17 protein-coding genes and 2 pseudogenes are annotated in these 19,281 nt (G+C 36.4%); 9 read left to right on the plus strand and 10 right to left on the minus strand.

Going from position 1 to position 19,281, the window contains the following annotated elements; translation table 11 throughout:
- Window positions 1-67: 67 nt before the first annotated feature.
- The 5 genes and pseudogenes from ACYQ03_RS00685 (at window position 68) to ACYQ03_RS00705 (ending at window position 4,315) form a co-directional block, all read left to right on the plus strand.
- Window positions 68-1,003, plus strand: coding sequence for a tyrosine recombinase XerC (locus ACYQ03_RS00685; RefSeq protein WP_459906889.1), 936 nt, complete (start codon window positions 68-70; stop codon window positions 1,001-1,003).
- Window positions 1,004-1,446: 443 nt separating this feature from the next.
- Window positions 1,447-2,438: pseudogene (msrB, locus tag ACYQ03_RS00690) on the plus strand (peptide-methionine (R)-S-oxide reductase MsrB).
- A gap of 712 nt (window positions 2,439-3,150) precedes the next feature.
- Window positions 3,151-3,444 carry a transposase gene (locus tag ACYQ03_RS00695; RefSeq protein WP_459906892.1) on the plus strand — a complete coding sequence of 98 codons (294 nt, stop codon included), beginning with the start codon at window positions 3,151-3,153 and terminating at the stop codon, window positions 3,442-3,444.
- Window positions 3,381-4,157, plus strand: coding sequence for an IS3 family transposase (locus tag ACYQ03_RS00700; protein ID WP_459907087.1), 777 nt, complete (start codon window positions 3,381-3,383; stop codon window positions 4,155-4,157). Before ACYQ03_RS00695 ends, ACYQ03_RS00700 begins: the two co-directional genes overlap by 64 nt.
- Window positions 4,136-4,315, plus strand: a complete 180-nt coding sequence (locus ACYQ03_RS00705; protein ID WP_459907088.1) for an IS3 family transposase — start codon at window positions 4,136-4,138, stop codon at window positions 4,313-4,315. The genes ACYQ03_RS00700 and ACYQ03_RS00705 overlap by 22 nt, the downstream gene beginning before the upstream one ends.
- A 384-nt stretch (window positions 4,316-4,699) precedes the next feature.
- Here the strand turns inward: ACYQ03_RS00705 and ACYQ03_RS00710 are convergent, their stop codons facing one another.
- Window positions 4,700-5,263 carry a hypothetical protein gene (locus tag ACYQ03_RS00710; RefSeq protein WP_459906894.1) on the minus strand — a complete coding sequence of 188 codons (564 nt, stop codon included), beginning with the start codon at window positions 5,261-5,263 and terminating at the stop codon, window positions 4,700-4,702.
- A 222-nt stretch (window positions 5,264-5,485) separates the two neighbouring features.
- Here ACYQ03_RS00710 and ACYQ03_RS00715 point away from each other — a divergent pair, with 222 nt between their 5' ends.
- Window positions 5,486-6,118: an IS3 family transposase gene (locus ACYQ03_RS00715; protein WP_459906896.1), complete on the plus strand. Its 633-nt coding sequence runs from the start codon at window positions 5,486-5,488 to the stop codon at window positions 6,116-6,118.
- A gap of 27 nt (window positions 6,119-6,145) precedes the next feature.
- On the opposite strand, the gene istA (ACYQ03_RS00720) is transcribed toward ACYQ03_RS00715, so the two are convergent.
- Both istA (ACYQ03_RS00720) and ACYQ03_RS00725 read right to left on the minus strand, forming a co-directional pair.
- Complete coding sequence (gene istA, locus ACYQ03_RS00720) at window positions 6,146-7,453, minus strand: IS21 family transposase (RefSeq protein ID WP_459906898.1); 1,308 nt, start codon at window positions 7,451-7,453, stop codon at window positions 6,146-6,148.
- A gap of 136 nt (window positions 7,454-7,589) precedes the next feature.
- The gene (locus tag ACYQ03_RS00725; RefSeq protein ID WP_459906900.1) at window positions 7,590-7,757 is read right to left on the minus strand and encodes a hypothetical protein; all 168 of its coding nucleotides are present in this window, start codon (window positions 7,755-7,757) and stop codon (window positions 7,590-7,592) included.
- A 188-nt stretch (window positions 7,758-7,945) separates the two neighbouring features.
- On the opposite strand from ACYQ03_RS00725, the pseudogene ACYQ03_RS00730 reads away from it, so the two are divergent.
- Window positions 7,946-8,889 (plus strand): annotated as a pseudogene (locus ACYQ03_RS00730) (tyrosine recombinase XerC).
- A 77-nt stretch (window positions 8,890-8,966) separates the two neighbouring features.
- Here the strand turns inward: ACYQ03_RS00730 and ACYQ03_RS00735 are convergent.
- Window positions 8,967-9,170 (minus strand): hypothetical protein, encoded by a 204-nt coding sequence (locus tag ACYQ03_RS00735; protein ID WP_459906902.1) that lies wholly within the window; start codon window positions 9,168-9,170, stop codon window positions 8,967-8,969.
- A 109-nt stretch (window positions 9,171-9,279) separates the two neighbouring features.
- On the opposite strand from ACYQ03_RS00735, the gene istA (ACYQ03_RS00740) reads away from it, so the two are divergent.
- Both istA (ACYQ03_RS00740) and istB read left to right on the plus strand, forming a co-directional pair.
- Window positions 9,280-10,749 carry an IS21 family transposase gene (istA, locus tag ACYQ03_RS00740; protein ID WP_459906904.1) on the plus strand — a complete coding sequence of 490 codons (1,470 nt, stop codon included), beginning with the start codon at window positions 9,280-9,282 and terminating at the stop codon, window positions 10,747-10,749.
- Window positions 10,746-11,519, plus strand: coding sequence for an IS21-like element helper ATPase IstB (gene istB / locus ACYQ03_RS00745; RefSeq protein WP_459906906.1), 774 nt, complete (start codon window positions 10,746-10,748; stop codon window positions 11,517-11,519). The genes istA (ACYQ03_RS00740) and istB overlap by 4 nt, the downstream gene beginning before the upstream one ends.
- Window positions 11,520-11,592: 73 nt before the next feature.
- On the opposite strand, the gene ACYQ03_RS00750 is transcribed toward istB, so the two are convergent.
- The 6 genes from ACYQ03_RS00750 to ACYQ03_RS00775 form a co-directional block, all read right to left on the minus strand.
- A complete protein-coding gene (locus tag ACYQ03_RS00750) occupies window positions 11,593-11,940 on the minus strand; it encodes a hypothetical protein (RefSeq protein ID WP_459906908.1) in 348 nt (115 codons plus the stop codon).
- A 5-nt stretch (window positions 11,941-11,945) separates the two neighbouring features.
- Window positions 11,946-12,569, minus strand: coding sequence for a TnsA endonuclease N-terminal domain-containing protein (locus ACYQ03_RS00755; RefSeq protein WP_459906910.1), 624 nt, complete (start codon window positions 12,567-12,569; stop codon window positions 11,946-11,948).
- Window positions 12,570-12,598: 29 nt separating this feature from the next.
- Window positions 12,599-12,907, minus strand: a complete 309-nt coding sequence (locus ACYQ03_RS00760; protein ID WP_459906912.1) for an HTH domain-containing protein — start codon at window positions 12,905-12,907, stop codon at window positions 12,599-12,601.
- Between the two features lie 122 nt (window positions 12,908-13,029).
- Window positions 13,030-14,667 (minus strand): TniQ family protein, encoded by a 1,638-nt coding sequence (locus ACYQ03_RS00765; RefSeq protein ID WP_459906914.1) that lies wholly within the window; start codon window positions 14,665-14,667, stop codon window positions 13,030-13,032.
- 241 nt (window positions 14,668-14,908) lie between these two features.
- A complete protein-coding gene (locus ACYQ03_RS00770) occupies window positions 14,909-18,346 on the minus strand; it encodes a DEAD/DEAH box helicase (protein ID WP_459906916.1) in 3,438 nt (1,145 codons plus the stop codon).
- On the minus strand, window positions 18,333-19,145 hold the full coding sequence (locus tag ACYQ03_RS00775; protein WP_459906918.1) for a Hachiman antiphage defense system protein HamA: 813 nt from the start codon (window positions 19,143-19,145) through the stop codon (window positions 18,333-18,335). The genes ACYQ03_RS00770 and ACYQ03_RS00775 overlap by 14 nt, the downstream gene beginning before the upstream one ends.
- Window positions 19,146-19,281: the final 136 nt, after the last annotated feature.

Genomic DNA, 19,281 nt, shown 5'->3' on the forward strand with positions numbered 1-19,281 from the left:
CGCATTATAGACACTTGTTATCTCCTTCCAAATAATTGTAAACACTATTGGTAAGGAGGCTGATCTTATGCAATCTAATAAAACTTGTCCACTAGTTGAGCAATATCTAGGGTATCTTGTAGTAATAAAAGGCCGTTCTGAAAACACTATTAAGGAATACCGCACAGATTTACTTATGTTTTTCAATTTCATCATGCTCTCACGCAATACCCCTATAATAAATAATAATTTTGCAGCGGTTAATGTGGAATTTATCAAAACTATATCTCTCAATGATATGTACTCATTCATTGCATATTGTCAAACTGAGCTACAAGCTTCTGCAGGAACCAGAGCCAGAAAAATAGTATCAATCCGTCAATTTTGGAAATACCTTAAAACCAAAGCTAATCTTATTGAAAACAATATTGCCGACGAGCTGGAAACTCCCAAAATTCCTAAAAGAATACCTAAGTACCTAAGTCTCGAAGAATCTGTCAGACTATTAATCCAATGTCAAAAATCTCCCCGAGATCATTGTATTATCACGATTTTTCTTAACTGTGCGTTAAGACTATCTGAATTAGCGAGTTTAAATATTGAGCAGGTGGGTAATGATGTCTTAACTGTTATAGGTAAGGGAAACAAGGAGCGTAAAATCTTTTTAACCCCGGCTGCTAAAAAATCAATCAATAATTGGATGCAAATTAGAAATACTCTCAATGTAAATACTAAAGCTCTATTCATTTCAAGGAATTCCGGTCAGATTACTACAAGAGCCGTCCAAAATATTGTAAAAAAGTACGTTTTAGCTGCTGGCCTTGACCCTAAAACTATCTCTGCTCATAAATTAAGGCATACTGCTGCAACTCTAATGTACAAATATGGCAGAGTGGGTATGCGCTCTCTCCAATTGATCCTTGGGCACGAAAGTATTGCAACCACCGAAATTTATACCCATATAGATGAAAAGCAACTACAGTCAGCAGTAAATTCTAATCCACTTGCAATGATGTTTAACTAATTGTCCTCATTGGATATTCACTTGGTTTATGGATTATGAAAAGTTGTGGTTTTTAATACTCTAGCGTTTTACAAAAGTAATTCTTTCATCTTTGTAGGTATCTGTTACATAATCGGTTTCATAGCATCCGCGTTTAAAACCCGACATCGGTAGAACCCCCTTTCTAAAATATCGATTTATGATCTTTCAGTTATGACAGGCTGGGTTGGTAATTACCATTTCATATGAACAAATAGGTAATTATTTAAGATTTTATTGCTAAGTGTTCTCACCTCTTATATTAACGTAGCAGCAATTCCGTTGAGGATCAACCAATTGATTAACATTATTAATGGAATTAAATAAAAAGGTTAATTTCTATATTTAATGACTAAACCGAATGACTTCTATGTAAGGCTGGTTAAAATAAAATAAATTAACTACATTTACACCTGGAGGATGAAATGCAGAATAAAGATGAGAATTACAAATATGCTACATTCGCCGGAGGCTGTTTCTGGTGTATGGTAGGACCATTTCAGGAACTTATTGGTGTGTTAGACGTTAAATCTGGGTACACAGCCGGCCATATAGTGAATCCTACCTATGAAGATGTATGTTCAGGTACAAGTGGACATTATGAGGTAATACAAATTACTTATGACCCTTCAAAAGTTAATTACACATTACTGTTAGATACCTTTTGGCGGCAAATAGATCCAACAGACACGGGAGGACAATTCTATGATAGAGGACAGCAGTATCAGACTGCAATCTTTTATCATGATGAAGAACAAAAAGAACTAGCATTTGCATCAAAGAAAGAACTAGAAAACTCTGGAAGGTTTAAAAAGCCAATTGCAACCAAGATATTGCCAGTTTGTAATTTCTATCCTGCAGAAGAATACCATCAGGACTATCATAAAAAAAATCCCACACATTATAAAAGCTATCGCACCGGTTCAGGCAGGCAGGATTTTATTGATAAAACATGGGGTGATAGAGCATGAATGACACGAGACTTACCATACCAGATAAACAAGAAATTAAGAAAAAATTAACGCCAATTCAATATAATGTAACACAGGAGAATGGTACGGAACCACCTTTTAATAATCAATTCTGGGATCATAAAGAGCAGGGCATTTATGTAGATATCGTATCTGGTGAGCCATTATTTGGTTCTTTTGATAAGTTTGATTCAGGCTGCGGCTGGCCTAGTTTTACAAGGCCCCTTGAAAAGGAAAATATTAATGAAAAGATAGATAAAAGTCATTTTATGACTCGGACTGAAGTGCGAAGTAAACATGCGGATTCTCACATTGGACATGTGTTTACAGACGGCCCGAAACCGACAGGCTTACGCTATTGTATCAATTCTGCAGCCCTTAAATTTATTCCGGTTAAAGATCTAGAAAAAGAGGGGTATGGGGATTATCTGAGGTTCTTTACTTAAAATTACTCCTAGAAGCCGATGGGAAAATAAGTTCGAAAGTCACAGTTTCGTCCCATTCAACCACGTGACCTACACATCCCTACAACTGCCTGAAGTACAAAAAAAGTAATGTGTAACTTTGCCAAGAACTTTGGTGGAGCACCCGTCTTAGTAGCTGTTATTTGTCCGTCGGCAACTAATGAGGCGGACAGTAATGATTACCCACTAGCCGCCGCGGCTGCCGTCCAAAATTTACTATTAGCGGTCTGAGGCAAGCACCTCAAGCTCAGAGCGTCTTAAATATTCAATCCGGTTACAGTGTCATTGGAATAGTTACTTTAGGGTACTTTGATGCTACTCCGTCGGTTCAACCAAGCTGTTTAACTAACTTTTTGACTGTCATCGTTAGATATAAATGGTTTATGGATTATGGGAAGTTAATAATTAGAGTGATTTATTCTACCTCATCTTCTAAAACGATCTGACCGTTTTTGTTTTTAGTGAATCTATTTATATGATAGTTCTGGGGGTTCATATATAAATACCAGCTATTGTCATTATGTTCGGATAACACTGCAATAATAATTTCTACTGTCTCTTTATACTTATTGCTAAAACGGTTTTCTAATATTAACTCAAGCTTTGATGCTAGAATAGAAATCGGACAACTGAAATAGAGATATTTCCTAGTTTAGTATAAAATTAAAATAACTGAACTAGGGGGAACTGTTTAATGGGAAAACACAAAAAACAATACAGTGCTGAATTCAAGCAGGATGCTGTAGACTATTATCATTCATCAGGCAAAAGCCTAGAACAAGTAGCTGGAGATCTTAAAGTTAGCAAGTCAGCCTTGAGTAAGTGGGTGGCAAGTGCTAATACAAATAATGGTACAGTTAATCACAGAGGATCGGGCAATTATAGCTCAGACGCTGAGAAGGAAATTGCTCGCTTAAAGAAAGAATTAAAAGATTCAAAGGATGCGCTGGATATCTTAAAAAAGGCTATAAGCATACTGAACAACTAACAGAATCCATTTATTTAGCAACAAGGCTAACATCGAAGGAACGCAAGATTTCTGTTAACAGTGTGCTCAAATTATTGGGCGTTTCTTCCTCAGGATATTACAGTTGGGTCAAACGGGCCCCATCCAGTCAGGAAATTGGGAAGCGAGAAATCAAAGCTGAAATTGTAGAGATTTATAATGAATCACATCAAATATACGGGGCACCTAAAATAACATCAATTCTTCAATCCAGAGGTCATGTAATTGCAGAGAAGACAGTGGGTAATTACATGAGGGAAGAAGGAATAAAAGCCATATGGGTACGCCCCTACACCAGAACAACTATAGATCCTGAGTTTGATGACAAACTCAAAAACATCCTTAATAGACACTTTAATCCGAAGGCACCTAATGCTGTCTGGGTTACGGATATAACCTATATATACACCATATCTGGATTTGCTTATTTGACCAGCGTGATGGATCTTTTCTCTAGAAAAATCATAGGCTGGCACGTGTCGGATAGTTTATCAACAGAGCATGTATTAATGGCCATAGAAAAGGCTATAGTAATAGAAAAGTTAGTCAACCAGTTATTATCCACAGTGATCGTGGATGTCAATTTGTATCCCAAAGCTATCTTGAAGCTACACCAGCAGCACACTTTATCCACAGTTACTCAAATAAGTGTAACCCCTGGGACAATGCCTGTATCGAAGCCTTCCATGCCTTAATAAAGCGAGAATGGCTCAACCGGTATGTGATCAAAAATGCTAGGCGCGCTCATGAATTAGTATTTGAGTATATTGAGACTTTTTACAACACAGTTAGAATTCATGAACATTGTGGCATGATGTCACCTTATGATTTCGAGAATGCTTTAGCGTGTTAAATTAATAAACTGGAATTATTTCTACTTTTAATCTGTCCGAAATCTTGACTGAAGACCACTCAATAAGCCCTTGTGAAACAGGTAAATGCTGTGCCAAAACCATCTATGGTAAAACTCAGACGGAAAATCTTCTGTTTACTTTTCTATTAGGTTAACCATATTATTAGCAGATTTTTCTAATAACCCTTGTTTTTCTTTCCCCCTATCTAAAACCCAAATCATTATACTAATCTTTACCAATTAGTATACAAGGAAAAATGGCATACCATTTAGTTGCCAATGGTATGCCATTTAATATGTCATTTTACTATTTTGGACCTCTTAACGGAACCCGTAAGTATTATCTGGAACCCTTTTAACATTAAGTACAGTTATTATTTTTTATTATTCAAAATGGATATCCCCTGGGTTAATTATTAGATACTCAACTCCCTCAATATGAGAAATCTTCATTTTAAGGGGTAAATGAAGGGCTTTTTCAAACTTAATGCTTTCTTCCTTGCTTAGTTTAGAGTATCTTGTCACCAGAGTTGTCTTGGAAATATATAATCCATAGGGCACTTTTCCTGGTATTAGGTCAATAGGGTCATCTTTTGCATTACCGAAGATACGTAAAGGAGTAGAAATAAAAGGTTCCATTTCAAAAGGAAGAAAGGCTGTAGCTCTTAGGTTTTTAATGGGCTTATCTGTTTTGTTTTCTATTAGAATATCGTAAAGTAAAAACGTGTCGCTCTCCTGGTGATTTTGCTTTAGGATTATTTTCGGAGTGATCTTAAATACTTTGCTATTCTCAGAATTCTCCCAGGTAGTAACCCCTGAAATATCCGAATCATATAGCAAATTTGGATTTTGCACAGTTTTTACATTCTTTGATGCTACATGACCTGCAGTAACTAAAATTGACATGATAAAAACCAATATAATAGCAGCTAGCCTTCTTTTATTCATATCTCTACTCCTTACATTGATTTACTAGGAAACTATCCCTGCCCAAGTTTCAAGACCGGGGTCATTCTGCCAGTAACGGTTTTCAGCTTCGGTTTTAATATATGTGTCATTAGAGAAGTTTGGGGAGGAATTGGTTTTAATGGTGCTATATCCTTCATCTTTGGTGAAATCTTTGGTATCTGTACGTGTATAACCGGAAGTATTTACATAGGAAGCATATTCATGTCTGTACCATTCTCTATTTCTTGCTACATGAGGGAAGAAGGAATAAAAGCCATATGGGTACGCCCCTACACCAGAACAACTATAGATCCTGAGTTTGATGACAAACTCAAAAACATCCTTAATAGACACTTTAATCCGAAGGCACCTAAGGCTGTCTGGGTTACGGATATAACCTATATATACACCATATCTGGATTTGCTTATTTGACCAGTGTGATGGATCTTTTTTCTAGAAAAATCATAGGCTGGCACGTATCGGATAGTTTATCAACAGAACATGTATTAAAAGCGATTGAAAAGGCTAAAGCGAATCGAAAAGTTAGTCAACCAGTTGTTATCCACAGCGACAGAGGATGTCAATTTGTATCGAAAAGCTATCTTGAAGCTACACCAGCAGCACATTTTATCCACAGTTACTCAAATAAGGGTACCCCCTGGGACAATGCATGTATAGAAGCCTTCCATGCCTTAATAAAGCGAGAATGGCTCAACCGGTATGTGATCAAAAACTCTAGACACGCTCATGAATTAGTATTTGAGTATATTGAGACTTTTTACAACACCGTTAGAATTCATGAACATTGTGGCATGATGTCACCTTATGATTTCAAGAATGCTTTAGCGTGTTAAATTAATAAACTGGAATTATTTCTACTTTTAATCTGTCCGAAATCTTGACTGAAGACCACTTTTCATAGCTTGGTTAATGGCCTCAGAATCATATTGCTTGCTTAGTTGAATAATTTCTTCCATTTGCCTCCTTAGGTGCCCCGGTTGATAACGACTTAATCCTTGTAAATAGGCGGCTGCTTCAAGCGCCAGTGCCTCAAATTCAGTTTGTAAGGCACATTTTCTTGGGGCTTTTTGCTTGTTATGTTCCGGGTAATGGGCATCGTCCATAACAGTCTTTCCTTTACCCTGGTTCAATCTATGTTTTGCAATAACTTTATTCTGGTGAATGATTTCAATATGATCTTCATAACGCTGGTAATTTACCGTTTTCCGGGATAAAAAGGAAGGTACTGAGTATTTGTTATTATCAATCGAAATTAAGCTTGTTTTGGTGGCCTTACGGGATTCATATACTGGGAGTGGTGTATCTATATTAGGAATGGGTTTTAGATAAGCTTGTTCTTCTACCAATTGCTCCATGGGAACACAACCCGTGGTTCCATGAACTTTTTTATTAGCAATGGTATTCAACCAAGTTTGAGCCTGATCATTTAAGTTCCTCAGGCCATTAAATTCCCTAGCATAGAAGAAGCCACGTTTAACATATTTAACATTAGATTCTACCTTGCCCTTAGTCTCAGGGTCACTTACCCAACAGGCCTTTGGTGTAAATCCATATTTTAGAGCCAACTGAAGTAGATTTTCATTGAATTTGACTATTGTTCCAACCCGTTCAGATACTACTGTTTTGGCATTATCAAAAAGTATAGTGCCGGGAACCCCTACTACGTACTGCAGTGCCCGATGAAGGCAACCGTTAAAAACGGCCATATTTAGGGATGTAATAAATTCGACATAACGAACTCTAGACCAGCCAAGGCAAAAAACAAATACATAGAGTTTTTTACGATGGCCATTTTCTATGATTTCACCACAATGACCCCAATCAATTTGGGCCTGCTCGCCAGGCATTGTTTCATATGGCTTAAATTCCCGAACCTTTTTAGGCCGCACTGTTGCCACATAACGACGAACATTACGTTCCGAACCAGGGTAGCCTTTTACTTGAATCTCTTCAAAGATTCTCTGTGCTGATAATTCTGGCCACTTCTGTAACCGGTTTATGATATACTCTTTGTATGGGTCTAACTTTGAGGGCCTGTTGAAGCCTGTTTTGACTTGGCTGGGATCATTAGTATCCCAATACTTAGCTACTGTTTCCCGATGTATTGATAGTTTTTTGGCCGTTGCTGTTTTGTTAAGTCCAGCTTCACGACATTCAACAATTTTCACGATTTCCCACACTCCAGTCATTATTGCTCGTTACCTCTCTTTCATATCTCGGTTGTTTGGCGATAACAGAGATATTCGAGGTAACGGGCATTTTACATTTTTGGAATGTCCATTAGTGTCGGTTTTTCGTGTCCATTTATGAGGATTTTATCATGGCCATTAACAAATGTCTTACTCCTATTAAAAAATAATCCATGGCTCTAGCAAGTTCAATTATTGCAATTTGACCGGGTAATTGACTTTTCTTAAATTTTTGTTCTTCAATATTAATTATTCGAACAATTTCTTTTATGCTATCTGACATGGAAACATCATACTCCCTATTTTCCCCACAGTCGATTCTCCCGAAAAATGTGTTCCGCAGCAGAAAGCGGCCCTAGGGAATAAACTCGCCATTTTATTCCCAACAAATCAGTGTGACCTTCGCATTATAGACACTTGTTATCTCCTTCCAAATAATTGTAAACACTATTTGTTAAGGAGGCCGATCTTATGCAATCTAATAAAACTTGTCCACTAGTTGAGCAGTACCTAGGATATCTTGTAGTTATAAAGGGACGTTCTGAAAACACTATTAAGGAATACCGCACAGATTTACTTATGTTTTTCAATTTCATTATGCTCTCACGCAATACCCCTATTATAAATAATAGTTTTTCTGTGGTTAATGTGGAATTTATCAAAACTATATCTCTCAATGATATGTACTCATTCATTGCATATTGTCAAACTGAGCTACAAGCTTCTGCAGGAACCAGAGCCAGAAAAATAGTATCTTCCGGCAATTTTGGAAATACCTTAAAACCAAAGCTCATCTTATTGAAAACAATATTACCGACGAGCTGGAAACTCCGAAAATTCCTAAAAGAATACCCAAGTACCTAAGTCTCGAAGAATCTGTCAGGCTATTAATCCAATGTCAAAAATCTCCTCAAGACCATTGTATTATCACGATTTTTCTCAACTGTGCGTTAAGACTATCTGAATTGGCAAGTTTAAATATTGAGCAGGTGGGTAATGTGGGTAATGATATCTTAACTGTGATAGGTAAGGGAAACAAAGAAAGCAAAATCTTTTTAACCCCGGCTGCTAAAAAATCAATCAATAATTGGATGCAAATTAGAAACACTTTCAATGTAAATACTAAAGCACTATTCATCTCAAGAAACTCCGGTCGGATTACTACAAGAGCTATCCAAAATATTGTAAAAAAGTATGTTTTAGCTGCTGGCCTTGACCCCAAAACGATCTCCGCTCATAAATTAAGGCATACTGCTGCAACTCTAATGTACAAATATGGCAGAGTGGATATGCGCTCTCTCCAACTGATCCTTGGGCACGAAAGTATTGCAACAACTGAAATTTATACCCATATAGATGAAAACCAATTACAGTCAGCGGTCAATTCAAACCCACTTGCAATGATGTTTAACTAACTTTTAACTATCTCCATAATCATTAATGGGTTTATGGATTATGGGAAGCTGGATTCGTAGACTGCTATTACGGATTTTTATGGATTTCCATTCGTAACATGAACACCACCAAGTTTCCTCCAATGTATGTGAGGTAGATTTACTGCCCAAACTTCCTTTGCTCCTTGATATGCTCTAAACTTATCAATTAACCCGTCTTGCGTAATCCTAAAGGATATTTTGCCTGCTTTTGGTGCTGTCCTATCCCAAGGATTTGTAAAATCACCTAGTAGTGCTAACATAATAGTTGACCACCTTGGTGGCCAGTGATAATAAAAAAATTGACCACCCCGAGAGCCCTATCCTGTATGATTGAAGTTGACGAGACAACAACATACAGGAGGAAAGGACATGCTCAAGATGGTCGATATAGAGTATATCAGAAAAAAGCACTTTATTGAAGGTTGGTCAATACGTAAAATCAGCCGTAACCTTAACGTTGCACGGCAGACCGTCCGTAAAGCTCTTCAAAGCTCAGACATACCAAAATACAACCTATCCCAAAACAAGCCTTGTCCAGTTATGGACCCATACAAAAATATCATTAGGGAATGGCTAGAATTCGATAAAACCCAGCCTCCTAAACAACGGCATACTGCCAGACGTATTTTTAACCGACTCTGCGAAGAGTTTGACTTTACTGGCAGCGAATCATCGGTAAGACGTTTCATCCAGTTAGAAAGAAATACAACTAAAGAGGTGTTCGTTCCACTTACAGCTGATTGGGGTGAGCAAGCCCAGGTAGACTGGGGCAGAGCAAAGGTCTACATCAATGATCGCTTAACCGAGGTTTGCCTTTTCTGTCTAAGACTTAAAGCTAGTTTAGTTCCATTTGTTTGGGCCTCTCCTACTGAAAAATTAGAAGCATTTCTAGAAGGTCATAGACTTGCCTTTGAGTGGCTAGGTGGAGTACCCGAGACCATTGTGTATGATAACCCAAAGACAGCAGTTACTAAGATTTTAAAAGGGCCATATAGAGTTGAACACACCATGTTATCTAGCCTAAGAGCCCATTACCTATTTGACAGTGAGTTTTGCACCCCTAGTAGGGCTAACCAGAAGGGTACCGTAGAGAACCTTGTTAAATATGTAAGGCGTAATGCCATGGTTCCCTTACCACGGGTTAATTCCCTTGAAGAACTAAATCAGAAATTAATAAGCTGGTGTGAAAAACAACGCCAAACTAACGCTAAAAATTGGGAATTGGAACGCCTGGAATTAAGACCTTTGCCAGCAAGTCCTTTTAGATGTTGTAAAACCAACGTAGTTAAGGCTAACAGTTTACTTCTGTTCCAGTTTGAACGCAATTATTACTCAGTTCCCATGGATTGTGGACACAAAAGACTCCGGGTAGAAGCATTTGTGGATAAGCTAGAAGTCTATGACAGTAACAAATTAGTAGCTGTTCATAACCGTTCCTATAAACGTGGCGAAAAAGTCATGGAACTGGAACACTATCTACCTGTAATTGCACGGAAGCCAAGGGCTGCCAAGAATGCCCTGGTAGTTAGAAAGCTTCCTGAAGTTTACCAAAAACTAAGGGTTATGTTGTGTAAACGTTCTCCGGAAGGATATCGGGAATATGCTAAAATTCTTCTCCTAAACATGGAGTATAATTTCAAAGATGTATTAACTGCCGTAGAAGATAGTCTAAAATCAGGCTACATAGGGCTTGAGCACATACGACAGTTGTTGATATCTAAAGGATTAAGAATAAAACATACAGTCAAAGGGGTCGCCACCAATACACTTCCCAACCTGGACATTCCCGTTGACAGCCCCTCTAAGTTTAATTACCTCATAGGGGGTGCCACAACATGAGTGAGCATTTAGATCCACGGGAGGCCATGGTGGATATCTACTGCAAGCAACTTAAGCTTCCAGGGTTAAAAGCTTCTTTCCGAGAACTGGCCCGGGATGCCATGGAACAAAACCAGACACCCACTTCATTTTTAGCTGCTTGTCTAGCTAAGGAAGTTGAAATACAGGTTCAAAAAAGATTATCTACAAGACTGAAACAAGCTAAATTTAGTGAAATTAAAACTCTGGAAAGCTTTGATTTCACCAGTATTCCTAAACTTCCTAAGACAAAGGTTATCTCCTTGGCAGAATGCAAATTCATCAAAGAACGAGAAAATGTCATTCGCATAGGCCAATCTGGCACTGGTAAGTCGCACATTGCCACAGCCATTGGGATTACAGCTATTCAGCTGGGATACAGGGTAAGATTCATAAAGGTTTATGACCTTATTCAAGAACTTTTAAAGGCAGAGAGTGAGTATCGCCTCCCGAGGTACCTTAAGATCTGGAATAAATATGACCTTGTTATTTTAGATGAGCTTGGCTACATAAACCTTGGTACCGGTAGCCCCCTTCTCTTCCAATTCTGCTCTGAGCGTTATGAACAGGGAAGCCTGGTCATAACTACAAACTTAGATTTTTCACGTTGGGAGGAGGTGTTTGGGGATAATGCACTAACAATCGCTCTCCTAGATCGGTTAACGCACCATGCCCATGTACTTCCGTTTGTGGGTGAGTCTTACCGATTTAAAGAGAGCAAGGAAAAACTAGACCCAGATTTAAATCAATAAACCGCCTCGAGGGTGGTCAACTTTTTGATTGACATTACTACTAGGAAATATCTCTATTTCAGTTGTCCGATTTCTATTCTAGCATCAATGTTCTATTGGGAAGTTTCAATAAGGGGGATATAATTTTGTACCTAGCAATTGCAATTTCCTTATTAATATCACTAACCATATTAAAATCTTCGACTACATATGCAGTGCTAATTTGACTCGTTCCTACTGACTTAATGTTTTTACCATCAACACCGAATCTAAGTGTTCCTTCCTTTAGATACGTTGCAATTTCTGTTCGAGTAAAAGTCTTAGATCCACCGAAAGTTACGTCTTGGGTAAGAACTTTATTATCATAAAGGCACTTTTCGATTAGATATACCTTCCCGTTATATTCAAACTTTTTCCCTGGTAGTATACTCGTTCTAGGCATTTTCCTTAACCCCCAAGATTGGTGTTCTTACTAGATATTGGTTCATCTAAATTTACCTTTAATATATTTCTGTATATTAAATAGTAAATCTTTTGAATTGCATCATCGTAACCTTTACTTTTCATATACATTTTAAGAAACTCCAAAGTTATTAGTTTTGAATTAATCACTTTACTAATAGCCTCATTAATAAAAAATAGGGACACCTTTTCCCGGGAATATCTTTCAAGCATCTGGATATTCCAAAGAAGGTGTCCATTTCTAATTTCTTCAGTAACTATTTTAAATACTATACCCTTTTTAAGGCAGAAATCTTTACCTATACTGGTTTGTCTAAGAGTATTAGGATTATTAATTCGATTTGATGGCTTTACTTCAACCAATTCCGTAACCCCTTCTTTTATCACAAGAAAATCAGGGGTATAGTGAGATACCTTATTATTAAAAATAGATTTTATTTTTATAGGTTGTTCCCAGTATTCTAGTACGTTCGCATCCCATTCAAGGAGAGACACAAAATCTCTTTCTAAGGTACCTTCCCAAAAAATAGTTCTACCCATTTTACTGCTTGGGTACTTCCCAATTAAGTTTCTTCCTGCACTACGATTTGTTATTTTTCGGACAGGCATTGTACCCACCTCTTTAATAAGCTCTAATCCTATTTTAGGTAATATGTATTAGGTCCAGTTCTAACAAACACTTGTCCAGATCTGATCTTCTTTGTTATTGCTGATACCACAGAATCTCGTTCTAAATTAACCTCAAAATCTCTACTTGCTACTTCAATTATTTCTTTGATGTGCATAGGTCGTCCGGTATTTCTAAGTATATCTTGAATTATATCGAGCTTAGACGTACGTTTCGGGCTACTCATTTGTTCATTATTTTTCATATATTTGTTGATTATTTTTAGCGTCGACTCCGCTAATTCTTTTTGAAACGCTAGAAATTGTTCAAACTCCCCCATATAATCCCTCACATATTCATGTAATACATCAATAATACACGCCGCCCATTAGGTATGTCAATAAATTATTACATACTTTTTAAAAATTATAATCTTTTATCTATCAAGGGTAATCAAGTGAATTAGGTATGTATCTTATGTCTTATGCTCTTTTGTTCTGTTTTTGCTTTGTTAATTTTAAGAACTTCCCACTGTCGTAATGTCTCTGGGCAAACTGACATAGCCTCTGCAACTTTAGCAATTGTAATAGAAATATTGTTATCTAAAAGATTATTTAGAACTTCTAATACTCTTTCTTGCTTCTGCAATTTATCAATTCGTTTGTCCTCTCTAGGAATTTTCCTTTGAATATATGCTACTTGTACATCAGACCTAAACCAGTAAAATAAAAATTCATTGTATATCCAACCTTGGTTGCGCCAAAACCCTTTAGCTCTAACCCCTTTATTTATTTCTTCTAGCATTATTTCCAGCTTGGAATCTTCGTGTTGTTCTGGCACATTAAATGGAATATTATTTTTTTCCACCAAGCTGTTAGCAAATAAAAAGATACAACACCGTCTTATCCTATCCTTTGTTTGTGAGAGTTCCAAGGCTACTTGTGCAAGAGTTTTATTTTCTAGTAATAAAGGACGAACTTTGTACCAAGCTAAATTTATAAAATAACCTCTTTCAATCAATGTTCCAGTATTAGCATCTATTGCATACTCAATACCACATTCATTGCAATACAGGTAGTATTTTAGGTTTTCACCACCTATTAATGACTTTACTGAGGTTAAGGTGCGATGCAAGCTACCTGGCTTTTTGTAGCTCTTACACCAAGGAGCTATGCAACTAATTTTCTCTTTTATAGTTTCTTTTTGACTTAATAAGGAGTCTAAAAATGATGTTAGCACATTGATTTTTGGTATTATTTCAATGTTGAGTCTTAGTAATCTTATTAAGTTTAGGAAATTATCTATATGAAGGACACGACTACCAACCCTTGTTCCCCGAGCCGTTTGGAGTAAAACCTGCTGGGTATTCTTATTAAAACAAGATTTCTTTAAAGTTTCTTTGCTATATGTTTCCTGATAGTTACATGCAGTATAGATTAGTTTAGAAGCAAGGATTTGGTTGAAATTACACTTATAATTACTTCCCATGGTTAGAAAATTATCATTTACTCCAAGTAGGTAATTCCAATCGTCGCACCTACTTTTATCCATATCTGTTGTATTTATCCTGGGAGCATCTGCAAGTGAAGAATTGCAATAGCTGCAGAGGCCAACCTTAGATTTTACATCTAACAAGGGAATACTTCTATGACACCGTGGACAACAGGAGATTAATTCAACTTTATGTTTCGGGCAAACTTCTATTTCTTTAACTTGCCAGATTAATTTATAAAACAGTTCTTCTTCAAGGCATTCTGGACAGAACCATCTTGTTTGTAATGTGATTCCACTAAGAATCTTGCTTGACAAGAGTTGAGTTTCAGACGTTCCATATGGATAAAACTTGGATAAAGCTTCTTGGAATGTCATTAATAGAATTGTTTCTTTATTTATATTTAAAGAACAAGTCATCTTTTTTAGGTCTAGTAAACAGCCTGGAACAAAGTCAATAACCCGCGCCATACTAGATTGTGGATAGTGCTTGCCCTTAAGAATAAACCATCGCCATAACTCGTGAGAGGATATATAATTTGCTTGTGCTACCCTTTGAAGATATCCAGTTAAGGATTCCCCTTTATTGGGCTTTGGCCTATTTAACATGATTTAGTTTCCTTATACTAATATTGCCAATAGATTAACCAAAATCTATTTTTTACAAACAAAAGCAACAACCTTTAAGGTGTTGCTTTGTTATAAAAGTGCTTATTATTTGGTTAGCCATTCCGACTAAATTGTTATTAAACAATCTGGGGACCCTGCAGCACCCCATACTCCTCAAATTAAGATTTTTACGTATGGCTTTACAAAGGCAAGAGCCTTACGACAAACCCCTTTTTCAAATTTATAAGAGGTGAGCTGTAACATATATCCTTGTACCTACTCTTTTTTGCACTTTGCACTCAATCTCAGTTCCCATAATATCCATTTGAAAAGCAAAGAATTTAGCCAGTTCCCTTGGAACAAATCCAAGTTGATTACTTCCAGCCCATACCTGCACAGCGAAGTGATCAAACTCATTATCTGGCTGCCTAATTAAAGTTAAGTAATCACCAACCCGCAATTGTTTAGCCGCTTCAACCCTTTCAGTTTCATATGGAATTCCCTTTACTATAAAGGTTTGAAAAGGGTCAGATTGTTTAACTCCGCTCTTCAATGTTAACTTAGACGTCACGTTAAATATATTCCGTAAACTGTATTTTGATATCACACCAAAATTAATAACTTCCTCTGGATTAAGGTTAATAAACCATTTTACAAAGTTTGGTATTTCGTATGGTCCGTTATATGCTTGAGATAGTATCTTACAAGATTCTCTTGATAAAACCCCTATACCACGTAACCATAATGCGAGATTAGTTGGCAAACCGTATTTAACTTTTGATGGAAAACTGGTTATACTTGGATTTAAACTTTCCCAATCTTTATTCATAACAAAGGATGCAATAAAAATAATTGAAGTGATTCCCCAAGGGTACTTAAAGGCAAGACAGTCCTCTATATATACATTCATTAAATCAACATAATCTTCACCAACTGCATTTATCCAAAGTGGTCTAAGGCTATCCAAGTTAGTTGCACCTATCCAGGAGAAAATGAACGCTTCAAGTTTATAATTATTAATAATATTGACATTTTTCAATGTCTCTTTTGGTTCCATTTCCTCAATTTTAAATAAACATTCTAATGCAATGCTTAAAAACATTTCCTCATTGCCATTAATAAATGCATCGCTGAGATTTGCTTCTGAGTCTCTTAAAATCTTTTCAATCGCTAAACATGAGTTTAGTGACAACCCTGTTCTCGCAAATACTACCTTCCTCTCTCTTGATTCAACATCCCAAAAACGCTTGGCGTTATTTAATAAAACATTTTCTACAAGTTCCGTATCGTTCTCGATAGATTGTATTTTAAACAGAGTATCACCTATAAACGATTCAATTAATTGTTGATCAGGTGTATCAACAACTTCTTCTACTAGAAAATTCATGAGAGCTGGTTCAGTTATGTTTAAGATAATTTCATCAAGTGTTTGTTTAGATAACCTTCCAGCACGGTGTAACTCCATTGCTACTGTAAATATACTACGAACACGTTCTGAATTCATGGGATCTGAATAATTATTAAATAAATATTTATCTCTATTTGAATTAATAATGAAGATAATTTGACCTTCCGTTTCACGTCCTGCTCGTCCAGCTCGGCCGACAATATTCCAAAAATCCCTAACTTTAACAGAAAGTCTATTAGATGGGTCCGGGTTAATATCTAACGAATAAACTAGTAATGTTTTTATCGGTAAATTAACTCCCTGACCAAGAGTATTAGTAGATACTAAAATTTTTAACTTCTTCTGGGCATATTCTCTTTCAATGGCTCTTCTAACCTCATCCGCGAGATCACCAAAATGGGGTGCCACACCCCTTTTAATACATTGAGTAATAATATGATCATTGCCGTACCATCGGATCGCTGCCTCTAATGATTCGCTATCATCAATCTTAGGGAATTGAGTTCTTGCATCGAAATATTCATCCAGGATATTTATTAGTTTTATAAACGCCTTTAAAACACTATAGACTCCACCGCCGCCAGAACGACCAACCGTAGCACAATAAATTAAAACAGAACCTTCCTCAAGATATCTGTATGCTAGAAGCGCCGCTGTTTCTGATTTATTATTAGGAAAGTTATGTTTCTTAACCTTTAGGTTTTTCTTACCGTAAGTTGTTTCCCAATGTATGTGATTGATAAAATTAGGAATAAAAAAATTGTTATTTTTCTGCTTGGGGTTTTGTACATAATTTTTAAAATCAAGCCTACCGTTATCCCCATTCCATGAGAAAAATCCGAGCAGTCTTCTAGTGGGTTGCCATGTAGTCCCATCATATTGCTTTGGAGAATGAATTTTAGCTTCCTCATCAGCTATTAACCATTTTGCAAAATCATTGCTATCGTCATCAGGCATGACCGCTGAAATAAATAGGAACCGGCATCCTTTAGACGTAAACCACCTTTTTAGTCGTGTCAGAAGTAACTCAAATTGTGCTGATCGACTATCTAAGTTCCCTAATACATGACCCTCATCGATAACAATTAGAGAAACATCATTGAACATTTCAGACTTAACTCTAAGCAAAAAATCCACCTTTTCTGGAGTAGAAACTAAGACATCAGATTCTCTTAACCAAAATTGATCAAGGTCATCCAATTCAAAACTACCAGCCAGACTTGAAACTAAATATCCCAGTCTAGAAAGATGATTACTAAGCGAATTCTCAATTTCATTTACCAATGAACGAAATGGAGCAATATACAAACACTTTTTATTATTACTGATCTGCTGTAAGATAGCCAATTCTGCTATATAGGTTTTCCCCGCGCTAGTAGGCATCTGTATGATAAAGCCTCTGTTATTTTCCAACAACCCCTTATGTATTGCGGTAATTTGAGATTGCCAAAGTTCAGCCTGAGATATTCTCCTTTCGGGAGGTATTAGAGTATCATCGGAGTAGGGATTTGACGCGAGTAATCTCAAATATGGTGTCCAAACATCAGGCGACTCTTGAACAACACCTGATAAAACTGTCCAGGATGTACGTTGATAGGAAAGCATTAATTTTAATTCTAACAAGGATAAAATTGTGGTGAGTGTGGCGTCTCTGAGGTTAATTGCATATTCTTTAGCTTCAGCAATATCATACTCATATTCAGTTTTGTGTCCGATAAGCTGATATTTTATGAATCCATTAATGGCTAATTTCCAATGTGTTTCCATTTCGTCCATCTCAGAACTTGTGGAAATTTGTGATGTAATTGTATCCAGGGCCTGAAGTTGTCTCCTCATGAGCAGAGTCACTAATAAAAACAATTGATTAAGACTATCGTCTAGTAACCCATTTTCTTCAATTGCATAATTTAGAGAGTTCAACATACAATAGGCATTTGCCTGATAGCCTGATAAGTCATAACATAATGCTGATAAAACCTTAGCGTACTCTCGATCATATTCCTCAGACATTTCGGACAGTACCTCAAATAACTCTGCAGCAGCTTTGAGAGCTTGTATACAAATATCACTCTTTTTATTTTTTAGAATTTTAACACTTGAAGAACTTAAAAATAGTGTATACCCCCAAATAGTCGTTTCGTTATATGTCGCATTAAATTGCGCACCCATTTTTTTGGCGTAGATCTGGCCAAATTGATTTTTCAAAAAAGAAGAATCAATTAATTTAACTATCTCCTCTTCTTTTTTATCAATATACTCATGTAGTTCCATAAACAATGTCCTCCCCCACATCCGGAACCAGTGAAAAAGAGTTTTTAGCTAAATTATCAAGTTCATCGATAAGAAGAACATTCACATTAAATCCTTGTTTCAAATCTTGTAAATTGTTCAATTCAACAAGGACATCTTCACTCCATAACTTTTTCTCATGTACAAGAAAAATGTGATGATCTGTTGGAAAATTAGCCTTTTGTAATACTATTTCATCAAATTGGTCTGCAAGTTCTAATTTTCCCTCATTGAAATAGAGCGTAGACATAAAATCAGCTATTGTTATAATAGCTGAGATGTCATTGGAAAAAAGTGAATTGTATGCCTTTACTCCTATTTGTTTATCATATGTAATCTTCGTTTTCGTCTCACAAACACATAGTCCGCATACTTTTCCAGATTGGTCAAGTTTTACGCCAAATACATCTATACCAAATGAAGATTTTTTTCTATTAAGCTTATATCTAAGTTTTATTAACGCTGTTTCTAATTGACTGATATCTCGAAGATAAAGGCTAGTAATTATTTCGCCCCAGTCCCCACGACGTACATTTTTGTCTATCACTTCAGTGACTTGCGGGAAAACCTCATTAACTAAATAATCTCGAAGTTCCCTTTTATCTCTTCTAGAATATCTTCTTTTTAGATGGTCGGGATTTTTATATGCTAATAATAATTCCCTTGCAAGCCATGTTGGAAATCCGTTTACTTTACGAATATCCGTTTCGGAAATATCGATAACATTATATTTGTATTGTTGGTTATTTCTATTAGTATAAACAAGCCATTCTCTTATCATTGCAAATCCTCCAACATATCAAAAGCAACTCTTCATAAAAGACATTAATTCACCCTCATAAGGTCTGAACTTAAACTTGTTTAAAGAATACAAGACGACAGTTTCCCTGATAAACTAATTATTTTTCCCATCAATT

The sequence above is a fragment of the Desulfotomaculum defluvii genome (genome assembly GCF_054657375.1).